This window comes from Candidatus Nitrosoglobus terrae (assembly GCF_002356115.1).
Taxonomy (GTDB): Bacteria; Pseudomonadota; Gammaproteobacteria; order Nitrosococcales; family Nitrosococcaceae; genus Nitrosoglobus; species Nitrosoglobus terrae.
In genome coordinates, this window is sequence record NZ_AP014836.1 from 313481 (window position 1) to 328731 (window position 15251).

15 protein-coding genes are annotated in these 15251 nt (G+C 41.6%); 8 read left to right on the forward strand and 7 right to left on the reverse strand.

Annotated features, from left to right (window positions below):
* Nucleotides 1-24 precede the first annotated feature (24 nt).
* The 7 genes from TAO_RS01515 to thiE form a co-directional block, all read right to left on the reverse strand.
* Nucleotides 25-720 carry a hypothetical protein gene (locus tag TAO_RS01515; protein WP_172419038.1) on the reverse strand — a complete coding sequence of 232 codons (696 nt, stop codon included), beginning with the start codon at nt 718-720 and terminating at the stop codon, nt 25-27.
* Nucleotides 721-900: 180 nt separating this feature from the next.
* Complete coding sequence (locus TAO_RS01520) at nt 901-1341, reverse strand: hypothetical protein (RefSeq protein ID WP_096526298.1); 441 nt, start codon at nt 1339-1341, stop codon at nt 901-903.
* Nucleotides 1342-1450: 109 nt separating this feature from the next.
* Entirely contained in the window at nt 1451-2632 is a 1182-nt protein-coding gene (locus TAO_RS01525; RefSeq protein ID WP_096526299.1) for a pyridoxal phosphate-dependent aminotransferase, read from the reverse strand.
* Between the two features lie 11 nt (nt 2633-2643).
* The gene (locus TAO_RS01530; RefSeq protein ID WP_096526300.1) at nt 2644-4182 is read right to left on the reverse strand and encodes a phenylacetate--CoA ligase family protein; all 1539 of its coding nucleotides are present in this window, start codon (nt 4180-4182) and stop codon (nt 2644-2646) included.
* A 561-nt stretch (nt 4183-4743) separates the two neighbouring features.
* Complete coding sequence (locus TAO_RS01535) at nt 4744-6504, reverse strand: mechanosensitive ion channel family protein (RefSeq protein ID WP_096526301.1); 1761 nt, start codon at nt 6502-6504, stop codon at nt 4744-4746.
* A gap of 34 nt (nt 6505-6538) precedes the next feature.
* On the reverse strand, nt 6539-7525 hold the full coding sequence (gene trxA, locus TAO_RS01540) for a thioredoxin (protein WP_231910538.1): 987 nt from the start codon (nt 7523-7525) through the stop codon (nt 6539-6541).
* Nucleotides 7425-8066, reverse strand: coding sequence for a thiamine phosphate synthase (thiE, locus tag TAO_RS01545; RefSeq protein ID WP_096527705.1), 642 nt, complete (start codon nt 8064-8066; stop codon nt 7425-7427). The genes trxA and thiE overlap by 101 nt, the downstream gene beginning before the upstream one ends.
* A 127-nt stretch (nt 8067-8193) precedes the next feature.
* Here thiE and TAO_RS01550 point away from each other — a divergent pair, with 127 nt between their 5' ends.
* The 8 genes from TAO_RS01550 to TAO_RS09840 all read left to right on the forward strand — a co-directional run bounded on the left by TAO_RS01550 (nt 8194) and on the right by TAO_RS09840 (nt 15100).
* Nucleotides 8194-8358, forward strand: a complete 165-nt coding sequence (locus TAO_RS01550) for a rubredoxin (RefSeq protein ID WP_096526303.1) — start codon at nt 8194-8196, stop codon at nt 8356-8358.
* Between the two features lie 741 nt (nt 8359-9099).
* Entirely contained in the window at nt 9100-9879 is a 780-nt protein-coding gene (locus tag TAO_RS01555; protein WP_096526304.1) for a DUF3450 domain-containing protein, read from the forward strand.
* Between the two features lie 17 nt (nt 9880-9896).
* Nucleotides 9897-11291 carry a MotA/TolQ/ExbB proton channel family protein gene (locus TAO_RS01560; protein WP_231910539.1) on the forward strand — a complete coding sequence of 465 codons (1395 nt, stop codon included), beginning with the start codon at nt 9897-9899 and terminating at the stop codon, nt 11289-11291.
* Nucleotides 11281-11793: a MotA/TolQ/ExbB proton channel family protein gene (locus tag TAO_RS01565; RefSeq protein WP_096526306.1), complete on the forward strand. Its 513-nt coding sequence runs from the start codon at nt 11281-11283 to the stop codon at nt 11791-11793. The genes TAO_RS01560 and TAO_RS01565 overlap by 11 nt, the downstream gene beginning before the upstream one ends.
* Before the next feature lie 13 nt (nt 11794-11806).
* Entirely contained in the window at nt 11807-12214 is a 408-nt protein-coding gene (locus TAO_RS01570) for an ExbD/TolR family protein (RefSeq protein ID WP_096526307.1), read from the forward strand.
* On the forward strand, nt 12183-12866 hold the full coding sequence (locus TAO_RS01575; RefSeq protein ID WP_096526308.1) for an energy transducer TonB: 684 nt from the start codon (nt 12183-12185) through the stop codon (nt 12864-12866). The genes TAO_RS01570 and TAO_RS01575 overlap by 32 nt, the downstream gene beginning before the upstream one ends.
* A gap of 11 nt (nt 12867-12877) precedes the next feature.
* Complete coding sequence (locus tag TAO_RS01580) at nt 12878-14185, forward strand: tetratricopeptide repeat protein (RefSeq protein WP_231910540.1); 1308 nt, start codon at nt 12878-12880, stop codon at nt 14183-14185.
* 792 nt (nt 14186-14977) lie between these two features.
* Entirely contained in the window at nt 14978-15100 is a 123-nt protein-coding gene (locus tag TAO_RS09840; RefSeq protein WP_231910541.1) for a transposase, read from the forward strand.
* The last annotated feature ends 151 nt before the right edge of the window (nt 15101-15251 follow it).

The following is a 15251-nucleotide window of genomic DNA, read 5'->3' on the forward strand; positions in this document are numbered from 1 at the left end:
AATCTTCCAAAAGGTCGAAATTATTTATAACATTGGTAGAAACCCGATGCCGGCTCCAGTAAATCCATTGATTTTCGGTTCGTCGGAGACCCGGATATAGGCATCGTGAGTTAAGTTAATCGGAGTCCAAGTATGCTGCTCTTTATCAAAATCATGCAATTGAATATGCATCGTATAGGCGTATATTCCCTGTTTAGACGAATCAACTGAAGCCGCCCAATACCAACCGTCCGTAACCGTGTCTGGAGAGCCGTAGGCCGCCGGATAGATAACGTTTTTTTCCACTGCCTCCCCCGTAATATCCGTGATAATTGGGGTCATTGAGCTGATCTTAGCCGTTTGATCCGATAAGTCAGTAATCAGCTCACCGGTTATATCCATTAGCTTGATTTTGCCAAACCGGCTGTTAGTCTTGTGCCCCTTGGTCGATATGCCGAATATTTTTTTTGCTTTTTCTAGTTTTTCGCTTGTACTCTCTGTACCGTTGACTTTTCCATTATTAATGATCAAGTTCTGTAATTTTTCGATTCCTTGGGCATCAGTATGTTTGGCTCGATCTGATAAATAAGATTTCGGGACACTTGGGGGAAGTGAGTCTAGGCCGTAGGCCAACCAATTCAATATTTGCTCGTCGGCTTGAGAGCCATCGCAAAAATGAGTGCCATTAATTGCTGAAACCAATTTTCCGGTACCTTGGCCTTCAGAACCCTGTAATTTCATGTTGTCGAAAAAATAGATATTGCCCTGCAGAGACTTCTCTTTTATGGCGCATTCGATATCAACCATTGCAATAATGCCAAGCTGCTGACTCATAACTTTTCCTCTTTAATAGTTATTAATCTAATTGAAAACCATGGACCAAACATGACGAGTACTGATTCGGTTGGGCTTACATGAGGATTAAACGCATCGCAAGGCCGGGGTATCGATATGTAGCAGAGAGTTTTTTCCCTCATACATCTGAAGCTCTAATCGATATTTGTATTCAACTCCGTAATCTATGCAATACGGTACAATTCCTTCCCATACATTCAAATATAATTTGGTACTACTCGGATTGGTTTGATTAATTGGCGCATTATCATCCGGATTAGGTTTCAAAAAAGTGATACTGCGGATTTCCACTGGAGTTTGTAAATCCACAGCCACGATGTGCCAGTGAATCGTTTGTCCAGGTTGGCACAAGGTAATCAAATTAAGGGTGCCCTGATTCAGGCTTCCGAAAGGGCTATTATCCATCATGCATATCATGCCTTTGTCGGCATCGCTACTGCTAGGTGCGCCGATTGAAAGCAGTTCAATCACATCCACCATACAAAATATGTTGATTTTCGATTTCATACTCCGCTCCTGTTCGTTTTAAAGGCCATTTCAACAAGCACTATAAATAGATGCGCTCCCGATAGGCTTATTCTCGTGCCGAGAAAATAGGTAGAATCACGTCGCGTAATTAGGCTGCCGATCTTTGTCTAGTTTTATCCAAAAACCCTTGAATACGCGCTAACGCAATTTGCAGATTCTTATAATGATTGGTGTAAGAAACACGAATGTGCTTGCTGTCCCATGGCACTACTGCGACGCGTGTGTGCTCCAACAATTCCTCTGCCAATTGATAGGCGCTTTCAGAAATATTCGAGACATCGACATACACATACAGGGCACCCTGCGGGTAAATAAAGGAAATTTCGGGAATTTCTTGCAGGAGATTAACCACTAATCTGCGACGTTGATCAAATTCCGAGACCATGCATGCGACGTTGGTCTGTGGGCCATCCAATGCTGCAACAGCGCCCCATTGTGCAACTGAGTTTGCGCAAACTACTGAATACTGATGGACCCTAACTATTGCCTGAATCAGTTCGGCAGGGGCAGCGACATAACCCAAGCGCCATCCAGTCATCGCATAGCTTTTTGAAAATCCGTTTAGGATCACAGTTCGATCACGCATGCCGGGCAAGCTCGCGATGCTGATGTGTGAGTAATCTTCGTAGACTAGTTTTTCGTAAATTTCATCAGACATCACGATCAAATCGTGTTTGATTGAGAAACTGGCCAATTCTTGCAATTGAGTTTTACTTAGAATCGCTCCGGTTGGATTAGTCGGTGTTGTAATTACTAACATACGCGTTTTCGCATTTAACAGCGGCTCTAAATCAGATTGAAGCGGCTGATAAGCGTTTTCAAGGAGAGTGGGTACCGTAACTGGGATTGCGCCAGCCATACGAGCCGCCATCACATAGCTTGGAAACAATGGCTCTGAAATCAATACTTCATCTCCTGGATTGAGTAAAGCCATCATAGTGGTCATGATACCGCTGGAAACACCAGCAGTTACAATTATTTCATTTACAGGATCGAAGGTTAGCCGATTTTCGCGCTCAAGCTTTTGTGCAATCGCTTGGCGCAGCGGAATAATGCCGTAATTCGACGTGTAATGATTTTTTCCATCATACATGGCGTTACGCGCTGCTTCCTTGATATGGTTGGGCGTATCAAAATCCGGTTGTCCAACATCAAGATGAATCACTGATTCACCTTGCCGCTCCAAACTATTGGCTCGTTCGAAAATCCGTCTAACACTAGAAAACGGAATTTCATTCATGCGCTGAGCAATTTTATGTGTTGCTATCATAATGTGTCTCTCTAAAAAGTATCCCGCAATAAAGGGGTTTTTCCGAGTGAGGTGCGATAAATCTCTGGTGACAGATGGTTAACAAGGCGAATTTCGAATTGATAGCCAGTTTTTTCTAAGTAATGAACGTTAGCTTCGCCACGGTTAAACATTGATAATGAACTGATTAACGCCTCCATAAACAAACGTTTGACTCCTTCGGTGCCAAGCCGGTATTCGATTTGGGTGCGTAAATCTGAAATCTCATCAACCACAGCGATAAATGTTAGACGTTGAGCGCGACGATCATTGAAGAATTGGATTTCATGGGCAGCAGCCTCTAAATCGAAAATCCCGAATTTATTCAGCTCTCGGCATAGCGACTCATAGGCTCGTATCGCCATATATTGTGTGTCGCCTAGATGGATTATGTCGCCGGAGCGGCCAGAAAATTCGAACTGCTGAGTCTTCAATCTAGGCTCATCTAAATTTGGCCGGCGAATCATCCGATCGCCAAGCTTAAATCGCAGAACAGGTGCTTCGTGCGCATGCAATCGAGTAACTACAAGCTCGCCTTCTTGGCCTTCGTCAACCCATTTACCATTATCGTCAACGATTTCAATGAAATGTAACCCAGGAACGGCAGCCAAATACGAAACTGGGCTTAATTGCACCCCAATAGTTTCAGCCTCTGTTGCGGCGAAATAACTCATAATGGCTAAGTTTGGGTAAAGAGACTTGAGCTCTTCGCGTTTACGTTGCGGTAATACTCCACTGCCGTACAGCGCAACACGGAAAGTGTTTCTGGCTTCATCGCTCATATCAAAACCCAAATCGGTCAATATCGCAATTCCACGCGATATCCCCATGAAAGCCTTTGGCCCGCGATAAGACATCACATGCTGAAAGACTTCCTTCATGATCGGGCCGGCAGCGATGTAGTTAATACCCGGAATATGCTGCAATACGCCTCCAACCATGGTTCCGCTACTCCACATCTGGTAATCAGCCAAACTCGTGATCATCCATTTTGGCTCAATTCCTTTCAGGTAATCGGTCAGTACATAGCGACCCATGAAATCACCAGCGATTTTGTAGGTATCCCATAACTCCCGGAGCGAATAAACCGTTTCAGCAGGTGTACCGCTGCTGGTTCCACCGCTCGCAATGATTTCAAAACCACCGTGACTCAAAGGTACAATCATCCCCGGCCGCTGACCTGTGAAATAATTGCTGACCAAGGTTTTATCGGAAAGCGGCAATTGTTGCCATTCCTCGAAATTACGCGGGGCTTTATCAAGCCCCGATTGACCGATTCGGTCCTTCCAAGACGAATTCAGTGTTAAAGTATTAACTATTTGCTGTAAACGACGCATGATCAGCGTGTCTCTAGATTCTTGGGCGATCTCTCCGAATGGAGTTTCAAGAATCTTTTCGAATGCCAATATTTTTTCATAAAAAGAGGGCAGATTTATAACCTCTGTGACAGAGGTGGGTCGCAACTCCGACTCAGGAATTAATTGGGTCGCAATATTTTCAGCATTTTTTTTATTTATTTTATCTATGTCCATTTTCCTACAGTAACCTTTTTGTAAGACACAATAAGCGCTAAAGGTGATTTTGTTTTATTTTATAAAGAAATAGGGCTCACGTTACTATGGAAAGGAAAAAAGATCCGTGATCCGCTTCACATAATTATGTAATAGAATCAACTGTTAGCTGGTAACTTCTATTTTCACCTTCACTACTGAGCATTAGGCGTAGTTGTCATTGCAACTAAATATCTAAAGCAATTATAAAAATAATATATTTATATACTAAATACAATAAGTATTTACTTATAATTACAAATAGATATGATTTTCCTTGAGTATTCAGTGCGGTGGGAATTGTAAAAAATAATGACAGTAGCAATATAAAAACCCTGAGGATATCAGGGCTTAAGGGTGTCTTTCTTAAGGGAGTTTAGTACTAATATTTCTATTAGTTTCAAATATTTATGAGTTGTGGAGCCATAACAGATTTAATATCTATTTTCAAGATCCAGAAATGTTAAAAATATTGACAGATTAGATGTCATTTTATTTTACAGATTGTTTTAGCGGTGGGTGATGAAGCAGGCTACTTAAGTTTTATGACATTTCAATATTCAGTTCTTCGAAACGATTTTTCACTCGCCGTCGATATTCCCGCGCTACTATCCATTGCTTATGGGAAGCGGTTTTAAAGCGACAGCGGATAATAATTTCTGATTTTTTAAGGCTCTCTACCCCAAGTATTTCAAAGCTCTTAATGAATCGCTCATATTTGGGTACTTGCCGCATTTCTTTCATGATTTCTTCCATCACTTCCATGACCTGATCGATGTTCTCTTTGAAGGGTACCCCAATATCCACCATAGCGCGTCCATACCCTTTAGTGAAATTAATGACGGTTTTAATTTCCCCATTAGGGATATAGATAGCTCGGCCTTGAACATCACGTAATTGAGTACGGCGTAAATTGATGCTTTCTACGAATCCGGAAAAATCGCCAATCTGAATGACATCATTAATGTTGTATTGCCCTTCTATGAGAATAAAAACGCCATTGATGATATCTCGAATGAGATACTGACCGCCAAAACTTAGGGCAAGACCTGCAATTCCTAAGCTGGCAAAAACAGGGGCCATATTAATGCCAAACTCAGCAAGCATAAGATAAAAAGCGGTCATCACAATTAAAATAGTGCCCAGCCAATTGAGCAATAGCACTAAGGTTCTGAGCCGAGAACTTCCTTCTTCTACTTCATCCTTTTCCGCTGTGGTGCGCTCAAATTTCTTGACTGCCATCCGTTTCAGAAACCAAACAATGAAGCCAGCTAAAATAATCCAAGTGATATCAGTAAGCTTTTCAATAAGCGTGCGTTTCTCAGCCCTTCGTTTTTTTAGCTCAGACAGCTCTTTTCGAAGTGCTTCAATTTCAGCTTTATTAGTAACAGATCTTTTTTGTGCTTCTTGCTCCCTTTTTTCAGCAGCTTCTAGGTTTTTTCTTTCTGTAGCCACGGATTCTTCAAGCTGTTTGGCTTTATTGGCTAATTTTTGGGCCTTTTCTTCAGCAGATTTATCGCCCGTGGTTTGAGCCACGGCTTTGGCAACTTCTACCTGTATTTTAGCGGCCTTGGCTTCTTGCTCTTTCTTTTCTATTTCTTTTTGGGCTGTTGTTTTTTCATTAGCGGCTTTTTCTGCTTCTAGTTTTGATTCTTCGGCGATTTTTTGAGCTTGGGTTATTTTTTCATTGGTCTCCTCTGCTTTTTTATCTAGGATCGCTGCTTCAGTTTTTCGTTCTTGCTCCTTTAGTTTTTCCTGTTGTTCTTTTTTTTCCGTCTCTCGTTTTGATCCTTCAGCAGTGGCTTGGGTTATGTGTTCATTAACCTCCGCCACTTTTTTATCTAAGATTACTACTTCAGTTTTGCGATCCTGTTCTTGTGGTTTTTCTTGGTTTTGTTGAATGTTTGCCTCTAAATCTGGAGAGATCACCTTAAAGCTAAATTTTTTGGAAGCCTGTTCTCTGTGGTTAATGACCTGTGCTGTCCATGTAGAAGACCTCACAGAGACATTAGCGTAGATGCTAAGCTCTTTATTGCTTATAAATTGAGTACGTTCGGTAGGTATTGGAAAAGTACGCGATTTAAGATAAAGAATAACGCTAGAATCAGGCGCAAAGTTTGACCCTAGGATTGCTATCCACTGCCGTTCACGTGCACCTATAATGGGATGAGGTTTAATCTCGGTAATTTCTGGGGTAGTAGACTCTTTAGCTGTAGTTTCTTGTAGATCTGCGCTCTCTTTTGCCTGGCCATTTCCAGCCATTAAAGTAGTGGTCAGCAATAATAGGATGTACGATTTTTTCATAGGCCGTAGCTGATTAAAAAAATGCTAACTTGACTCAGTGCAGATAGCGAAACATTTGCCGGCGGTAGCGAGTAACTAGCTCGTGTTCAGCGCCGAGCAGGTTGAAAATGGCTAGCAATGCTTTACGGGCGCTATCATCTTTATATTTTCGGTCGCGCTTAAGTAGCTCGATAAACTGATCTAACGCATTTGGGTAGTCTTCAGACAGAACTTGTAAGGCGCCAAGCAGGTAACGGGTCTCTGAGTCTTCAGGATTTATCTCAATACGCTGTGTTAACTGAGGGATGCTTGGAGCGTTTTCGGTAATGGTAATAAATTTAATTTTTGCCAACATACCATTAGCAAGTGCTGTTTCTCGCACTTCTAAGGGCAATGCCTTTAGAATTTGTTCAGCTTCAAGGGTTTTTTCTTGTTTAATGAAAGTTTCGGCTAATGCTAACGAGGCGCGATAATTCCCTGATTCTATTTTTATGGCTTGATGCAATAAATCGAGGCTTTGCTCTTGTTGCCCAGATTCCCAAGCGACTTGGGCTTGCGCTATGAGTAGATCGGATTTGTGAATGATATATCGATCGATAACCGCGCGAAGTACGGACTGTGGCTGTAAACCTACAAGTTCTTCAGCAATTTTGCCTTTATGAAATAATTTTAAGGTGGGTAAGCTACGTACTTTATATTGTAGGGCTAAGGTCTGCTCCTTATCGGTATTAACTTTAGCGAGCCAAAATTTTCCTTGGTATATCTCAGCTAATTGTTGTAGGAGTGGCATCAGCATTTGGCAAGGCTGGCACCAAGCTGCCCAGAAATCCACTAAAACAGGGATTTGATGGGATTTTTCTAAAACTTTATCAATGAAATTGGGTTCAGTAACCTCAATAATATAACTATTCTCGTTCATGGTATGGCTAAAGATGAAGCTGTTATCTAGGTAAGTATTGGCTTGAGAATAATCGCTTGTAGGCTGTAGCTGCCGCCCGAATATTTGGACTTCTAAAGAGGCCACCAATAACAGCAATAGCATCGGCTCCAGCCTCAATAATAGGAAGGGCGTTCTGCGGTGTAATGCCGCCAATAGCTACAATAGGTGTATGTAAAATTTTACGCGCTTGTTGTAGTAAATCAATGGAAGCGTAAATGGGCTCTGGCTTGGTTTTAGAAGGAAAAAATCGACCAAAAGCGATATAGTCAGCGCCTTTTTGCTCAGCTATAATTGCCCGTGATAGCTCATTATAACAAGATACGCCAATAATAGCCTTGTCCCCTAATATCTGTCGAGCTAAAACAAGCGAAGGGTCGTCTGCTCCCAGATGGATACCATCGGCACCAATCTTGGCTGCTAGAGTGATATCATCATTAATAATTAAGGGGACACCGTGTTGACGGCAGATCTGTTGTAAGGAGGTAGCCTCTTGGTAGCGTCGATGAGTTTCTTGGCTTTTATCTCGATATTGAATTAGATTAGCACCGCCGAGTAGAGCCAAGGAAACGGCACTGCCTAAATCCTTAGAAGATAAGAGGGTAGTGTCAGCAATAGCATAAAGACCAGATATTGAATACTTCATAATCTTTGGCAGATTATATAATAGGTTAGTTTCAAAATTAACCAATACCTTTGGCTAGGATCTGATTTTCAAATATTAAAAACCGTACAATAAGTTTATATTTTTCAAGAATTACAGAGAATAATCTATGAAACGTTATATGTGTATTATTTGTGGCTTTATTTATGATGAAGCTGAGGGTTGGCCTGAAGATGGTATTGCTCCAGGTACTAAATGGGAAGATGTTCCTGAAACTTGGATTTGCCCCGAGTGTGGTACTAGAAAGGATGATTTTGAGATGATTGAGATGTAAAGTGCAGGCGAGCGTTTGAATAGTAGGGGTACGTATGGGTTTTATTAGAAAAGATGAAAGTCTAAGGCGAAAATGAGGGAGTTATTCTGTTTACTGGTGAAAAAAGTTATTTAAATAGCTTTAATACGAGGTTTATCATTTATTTACTGGATAAGGCTTAAGGCGGCTTTAATCCTTATCTACTCTTCTGCCTAGATTTACGACTTCTTTTAAATGGATTTTAAATTTTGAGATAAGGAGTCACAATAAAATTATACTAGGATTATTAGGTTTTATTTTTTCTATTAATAACGCTGCTTATGGCTTAACATCGGAAAATGGTTAGTAGTGAGATCCTCAAAACTCAGGTAATGTATTAAGTATTGAAACTTAAAATGGCACGGTATTCATGGGTACGTTTACCCATGATGAGCAAGGCAAACCCATTTGGTACTTTGGTTCGTGCCAACTTGAGAAGTTTACGGGCTATGGAGTAAGCAGCTAGATCTCTCTACCTTACTAACTGCTTTAGGTAGAGAGTAGGCCATATAGCTAAGTTTTTTGTATAAAGTTAATAGGGACTAACATAGTGATTGCGAATTATTAATATTTACATTAGACTGATAAGAATGTTGATTACTAAGCCATACTTATCCCATCTATATATTTTATTTTAGTAATGGCAACGATAATGTTAGCTTCCATCTTTTAGATAGGGTAGAGAAAATGCATTTTAAGTTGAGAGGTTAAAAAAGAAGGCTTATGCCTCATGAGATAGTGAAGATAAGCTTTTATGTATTGTTAGCCTTCAGCGCTGGGGTTGCTGTTAGGGTCGTGGGGGCACCCTTAGATGAAGCTATCAATATTCAGATTAAAACCGATCAGGCCGCAACCAAATCGCAGCATAAGATTGATATCCTATCTGGAGAGACCACTAAGCTTTTGGGAGAATACCGCCAGGTCACGGCTCAGCTTGATAGTCTCCAAACCTATAACCGGCAGCTTGAGAAGTTAATTCGCTCTCAAAAAGAAGAGTTTACTTCCCTTCAGCAACAGCTTACCGATGTTGAAATCACTCAGCGAGAGATTGTGCCGTTAATGCTGCGCATGGTTTCCTCTTTGGACCAGTTTGTGGCATTAGATATCCCTTTCCTCCCAAAAGAGCGACAAGATCGCATTGAGCAGCTTAAATTGCTCATGGATCGCGCTGATGTACCTCTCTCGGAGAAATATCGACGTCTTATAGAAGCCTATCAAGTGGAAGTAGAATATGGACAGACTATTGAAGCGTACCCAGGTACGTTAACAATGAATGAAGAGCCTAGAACAGTGGATTTTCTTCGAATTGGGCGAGCCGCTCTGTTCTTTCATACTCTTGATGATAAGGCTTGTGGTAGCTGGGATGCCCATACTCGGGGTTGGATAGTTTTACCAGATCGCTATCGAGCAACCATAGCCAAGGGGCTTCTGATTGCACGTAAGCAGACCCCGCCAGATCTGCTGCTATTGCCTATACAGGGACCGACTGTGAGAGAGCAATGACAAAGAAGAACAGGAATATGTTTTGGTGGGTCTTATCAACCTTCGGAGTTACCCTATTCCTATTAGGGACTCCAGTAAGCTCTTGGGGAATTGGATCGCCAGAAACTTTAGATCAGCTTTTAGAGCAGGTTCGTCAGGATAGTGTTCAAGAGCAGCGTTTGAATGCTGATCGAGAAGCTAATTTTCTTGCGGCTAGAGATAAGCAGAAGGAGCTATTGAGAAAGGCAAATGCAGATCTCCAAGCAGAAGAGCAGCGCTCAAAGGTACTAAAAGGAACCTTTGAGAAAAATGAAAAGGTGTTAGCAGAAAAGCAAACAGAGCTTAAAGATCTATCTGGATCCTTAGGAGAGCTTTTTAGCGTAGCTCGGCAAACAGCTCACGATTTACTGCCTACGGTGAGTAACTCTTTGGTATTGGCAGAGTTCCCAGATCGGGTTGCTGTACTTTCTACCATTGCAGAAAGTAATAAACTACCTAATATCGAAGATCTACAGCGCTTATGGTTAAGTTTACAGGAGCAAATGACAGAATCGGGAAAAATAGAGACTTTTTCAGCCTCTGTAATTACGGTAGGAGGGGAAGTTAAAAAACAGCAGGTTTCCCGAGTCGGTACTTTTACGGCCATTTCTGAAGGAAAGTATTTACGTTATCTTTCTGAGCCTGTTGCTGGGCTAGTGGAGCTTAATCGACAGCCTGCTTCTCGGTTTCTAAAAGCAGCAGCTGAATTCGAAAAAGCGGGGAGTGGGGCAATTGTCTCCATGGCAATAGATCCAAGCCGTGGCGCTATTCTTTCTTTACTGGTACAAAGTCCTAGTTTACGAGAGCGAATTGACCAGGGAGGATGGATAGGCTATTTCACTATAGCCTTGGGGGTGGTTGCGCTACTGATTGCATTGCAGCGGTTTATCTATCTCTTTACTATAGGTCGACGTATTGATGCCCAGCGCCATGAGGAGATTCCAAACGAAGATAACCCACTAGGTCGAGTATTAAGCGTCTATACAGGTAATAAGGAAGAGGACATAGAGGCTTTAAATCTTAAGCTAGATGAGGCGATTTTAAAGGAAATGCCTCAGCTTGAGCGAGGATTACCCACTTTGGCAATCTTAGCGGATGTTGCACCATTACTCGGTCTTTTGGGAACAGTAACTGGTATGATCAAGACTTTCCAAGCGATCACAATGTTTGGAACGAGTGATCCTAAGCTGATGTCTGCAGGTATTTCTGAGGCTTTAGTCACCACAGTAATAGGATTAATGGTCGCTATTCCTATCCTGCTAATTCATAGCGCCCTTTCTGGTAAGAGTAATCGTTTAATTCAAATACTGGATGAGGAGAGCGCGGCTATCGTAGCTTGGTTAGCGGAAAAGAAACAAGGACTGTTAGAGAAGCGAGAAGCGGATGTTTTCTGATGGGTTATTTCGCATTGAATGGTTATTAGAGCAAGGGGGAGAAATTCTCTGGTTTATTCTCATTGCCTCTTTTTTCATGTGGATGCTAATTATTGAACGGTATTATTTTTTATTTGTACTTCATCCTATTCGTATGCAGCAATTGATAGCGATGTGGCAGCAACGAACAGAGCATCGATCTTGGTATGCTCATCGTATTCGAGAAGGGATGATAGCAGAGATTTCTAGCCATTTGCGCCAATTTTTATTACTAATCAAAGCCTTAACCGCCACACTTCCTATGCTGGGTTTACTCGGTACGGTTATTGGAATGATTCAAGTATTTGATTCAATGTCAGTATCTGGTGCTGGTAATACTCGTGGTTTTGCTGGAGGTATTTCTGTTGCGTTAATTACCACTATGGCTGGGTTAGTAACGGCTCTATCTGGACTTTATTTTAGCGCTAACTTGGATCATCAGGTGAAGCGAGCTATTGAGCAAGCCATGGATTTATTACGGTAAGTGAGTAGAGCTAATGAGACGGCGACGACATAGTCAGCATCAAAGTGGAGTAAGTATTAATCTTACTCCTATGATTGATATGGTGTTTATTCTATTAATTTTTTTTATTGCTACAACTTCCTTTACTAAGGAATCTGGGGTTGAAGTTAATCGCCCCTCGGCAAAAACAGCCGTAAGCAAGGAGCGAAGCAATACTTTTATTGTTGTCCGCGCCAATAACGAAATTTGGATAGATAAACGTCAGGTTGATATTCGTACGATACGAGCTAATGTGGAACGTATAGAAGCTGAGAACCCGGAAGGATCAGTTGTTATTGTGGCTGATAAGGATTCGAAAACGGGGTTAGTCATTGAAATTATGGATCAAGTGCGATTAGCAGGAGTGAGTGATGTCTCTATTGCTGCAACTCCACAGCAGTAGGTATGCAGTTGCTTTTATTGCGGCTGGGCTGGTTAATCTAGGGCTATTTTTGCTGATGGCGTTTATGGTAGCTGGACAGCAAGGTGGAGCAAAGAAAATTAGGCCTATTACAGTAGTGGATTTTGTACGCTTAAAACATGAACAGGATCCACCCCGCTTGAAAGAGCGTCAGCTACCTAAAAAAATTATTCCACCGAAGCAGCCCCCCTCTATGGTAGCAAATCAGATCCAGCCTTCTCCGCCTAAATCATTAAATCCATCTCCTAAGATGATGCCTAACATTGATCTTCCTCTCGATTTTAAGAGCACGGGGCCTTATTTAGGGAATTATGGGGAGATGGCCGGAGTTAATTCAGGATCTAATATAATCTCAGTAGGAGAAGGAGATTTGATACCTTTGATGCGCGTTCCTCCCCAATACCCAAGCCAAGCTGCGCACCGTGGTCTTGAAGGAGTAGTGACAGTAGCGTTTATTGTTACTAAAGAGGGTTCAGTTCGCGATCCAGAGATAATTGATTCCCGTCCTCTAGGAGTTTTTGATGCAGCTGCATTGCAAGCTGTTAGGCGCTGGAAGTTTAAATCTAAACAGGTGGATGGGCAAATGGTAGAGCAGCGAGCAACGCAGAAGATTGAATTTAAGCTAGAGAGGTGAGGAAGTTGCAAATGGTATATTATATGATAACCCATCAGCTAGGGCGGTTTAAAAATTCTTCGGTAGCACAGGACAATTTCTTTTTTACCGCTGTATTGAGAAGTGCGTTTCTCTTAATTTTAGGAGGAGCACTAGCGGTAAATGCTAAAGCTAGCGATCAATATCTGTTAACTCCCTCTACGTATAAAACTTTAAGCGCAGTCCATGAGCTTTTAGATAAGCAACAGTATGTTTCTGCTATTGTACAGCTTAAAGCGCTACAAGAGCGAGTTAAAGGAACGAGTAAAACTAAAATTTATGAGCAGGCGGTAGTCCTACAGAATTCGGGATACGTTTATGCTTCTATGGAAGATTATCCAAAAGCAATTCAGGCTTTTGAGGCTAGTCTTAATTTGAACTCTTTACCTGCACAGGTTATCCGTGATGTACGCTATAGTTTAGCGCAGCTTTACATGGCTACAGAGCAGTATGCTAAAGCTGCTCGACTTTTAGAAGTCTGGCTTAAGGAAGTAGAAACTCCTCGGGCGGAGGCTCATGTATTGGCAGCCAGTGCTTATTACTATTTAGAGCAATATAATCAAACTGTACCTCACATTATAGCTGCTATTGATCTTGCTAAGGATCCTCAAGAATCTTGGTACCAACTGCATTTGGCTGCCCGTTTAGAGCTAAAGCAATATAATGATGCAGCTCAAGTGCTTGGGACTCTAATTGGTCTGTTTCCAGAAAAGGAGCAATACTGGCAGCAGCTAGCAACGATTTATATGGAAATGAGTAAAGAACAGCAAGCTTTAGCAGTGCAGGCATTAACAGCGCATGTGAAGCAACTTAAAGATAAAGAGTTAATTCGTTTAGCTGATTTTTACCGCTATCTTGATGTTCCCTATAAAGCAGCACAAATTTTGGATCAAGGTTTAAAGGCTCATACTATTGAAGTTAGCGCTAAAAACTGGGAGAACTTGGCTAATGCGTGGCTTTCTGCTCGCGAATGGAAGAAAGCAGCCGATGCTTTTAGTGAATCGGGGAAATTACGCAAGGATGGGACAATGGATATAAGGCGTGGGCAACTTTTCATTCAATTGCAGCAATGGGATAAAGCGGGTGCAGCTTTTGAGCAAGCTTTAAGCAAAGGAGGATTAGATGATCTGGCACAGGCGCGCCTTCTTTTAGGGCAAATAAGATATGAGCAAGGGCGGTTTACTGATGCGGTTAAGGCGCTAGAGTTGGCTAAAGAATCACCGAACTATAGTAAACAAGCCGCACAATGGTTAAAGCACTTGCAAATGGTACAAAAACAGAAAGCTATCGATAAAGGTTAATTTAGCAGCAAGCTCCAATATAAGGCTGGTTCGCTTGACATTTTTGGTTTTCTAGCAAAATTTTCTCTTTATTTTACCAATTGCCTAAAGCCTCTTTCTTTAGGTGGGAGATGTAGGGTAGTTTTGTAGTTCAATATCGTGCTTGATTAAGTCTTTGATGTACTCGGAAGCGAAATATCTTTTTTCTTGGCTTCTTGCTCTGTAGCATCTTTCAGCCATTGCAGGATAACCATTTGGTATCTGACTTGCATTAATATAATAAATAGCCTTGTTGTCAATACACGTTATATTGTGTAGTTATATCAGTCATGACATTGAAAGTCAGAGTCAAGGATAAACACCAACCAATCCTTGAGCCTATAGCTTTTGAAGTCAATCAGGTTTGGAACGCGGAATGATTATCCATGTCTGCCACTGCTCAAGAAGTGATTACCATTTTATTTTACCGGATACTACTTTCAGGTGTGGGATTCCTACGACTTATCAAACTACAAGTTCAGATCTGGATCTTTCTCTCAAAATATCCGTGATTGATAGTATTTCAATATGGTGGTTGAGGCCTCTATAAACTCTTCGCTTGCTACTGGACAAATTGGTATTGATTTAGGATATTGCAGTAATGGCGATAAATAAGCGCAAGGATGCTATTCACAAATTCGCCACCAAAATAGTTAAAAATAATACTTTAATTGTTATCGGCAATGTCAGCAGTTCTCACCTTATGAAAACTAAAATAGCGTAGTCTGTTTTGGATTCAGGTTGGTTATGCAGCTTGATTATAAATTGAAAGTGATGCAAGCCGCGTTTGTAGAGGTCAACGAAGCCTATACTACTCAGTCCTGTCCGCGCTGTGGTTGTATTAACGACGGTAATAGGGCTCGGAATACTCGGAATAAGAGAATGCGCATGCGCTGAGTGTGGCGCGCATCACGACAGAGACCTTGCCGCTATGAACATTCTTACGGTGGGAAGGATGTCAACTTAGCTTGAGTCTAGTAACCTGTATAATGACCTCGCTCTGACCAAGCTAATTTCCTAGCTGTAAATATAAATTAGTATTACTCGG

Bases quoted from the DNA above. Each gene is read 5' to 3' on its own strand.
- TAO_RS01560 (WP_231910539.1), top strand. From the start codon at position 9,897: ATGTTTTGGTGGGTCTTATCAACCTTCGGAGTTACCCTATTCCTATTA.
- TAO_RS01580 (WP_231910540.1), top strand. From the start codon at position 12,878: ATGGTATATTATATGATAACCCATCAGCTAGGGCGGTTTAAAAATTCT.
- trxA (WP_231910538.1), bottom strand. From the start codon at position 7,525: ATGCTATTGCTGTTATTGGTGGCCTCTTTAGAAGTCCAAATATTCGGG.
- thiE (WP_096527705.1), bottom strand. From the start codon at position 8,066: ATGAAGTATTCAATATCTGGTCTTTATGCTATTGCTGACACTACCCTC.
- TAO_RS01535 (WP_096526301.1), bottom strand. From the start codon at position 6,504: ATGAAAAAATCGTACATCCTATTATTGCTGACCACTACTTTAATGGCT.
- TAO_RS01550 (WP_096526303.1), top strand. From the start codon at position 8,194: ATGAAACGTTATATGTGTATTATTTGTGGCTTTATTTATGATGAAGCT.
- TAO_RS09840 (WP_231910541.1), top strand. From the start codon at position 14,978: ATGCAAGCCGCGTTTGTAGAGGTCAACGAAGCCTATACTACTCAGTCC.
- TAO_RS01565 (WP_096526306.1), top strand. From the start codon at position 11,281: ATGTTTTCTGATGGGTTATTTCGCATTGAATGGTTATTAGAGCAAGGG.
- TAO_RS01525 (WP_096526299.1), bottom strand. From the start codon at position 2,632: ATGATAGCAACACATAAAATTGCTCAGCGCATGAATGAAATTCCGTTT.
- TAO_RS01530 (WP_096526300.1), bottom strand. From the start codon at position 4,182: ATGGACATAGATAAAATAAATAAAAAAAATGCTGAAAATATTGCGACC.
- TAO_RS01575 (WP_096526308.1), top strand. From the start codon at position 12,183: ATGTCTCTATTGCTGCAACTCCACAGCAGTAGGTATGCAGTTGCTTTT.
- TAO_RS01520 (WP_096526298.1), bottom strand. From the start codon at position 1,341: ATGAAATCGAAAATCAACATATTTTGTATGGTGGATGTGATTGAACTG.
- TAO_RS01570 (WP_096526307.1), top strand. From the start codon at position 11,807: ATGAGACGGCGACGACATAGTCAGCATCAAAGTGGAGTAAGTATTAAT.
- TAO_RS01515 (WP_172419038.1), bottom strand. From the start codon at position 720: ATGAAATTACAGGGTTCTGAAGGCCAAGGTACCGGAAAATTGGTTTCA.
- TAO_RS01555 (WP_096526304.1), top strand. From the start codon at position 9,100: ATGCCTCATGAGATAGTGAAGATAAGCTTTTATGTATTGTTAGCCTTC.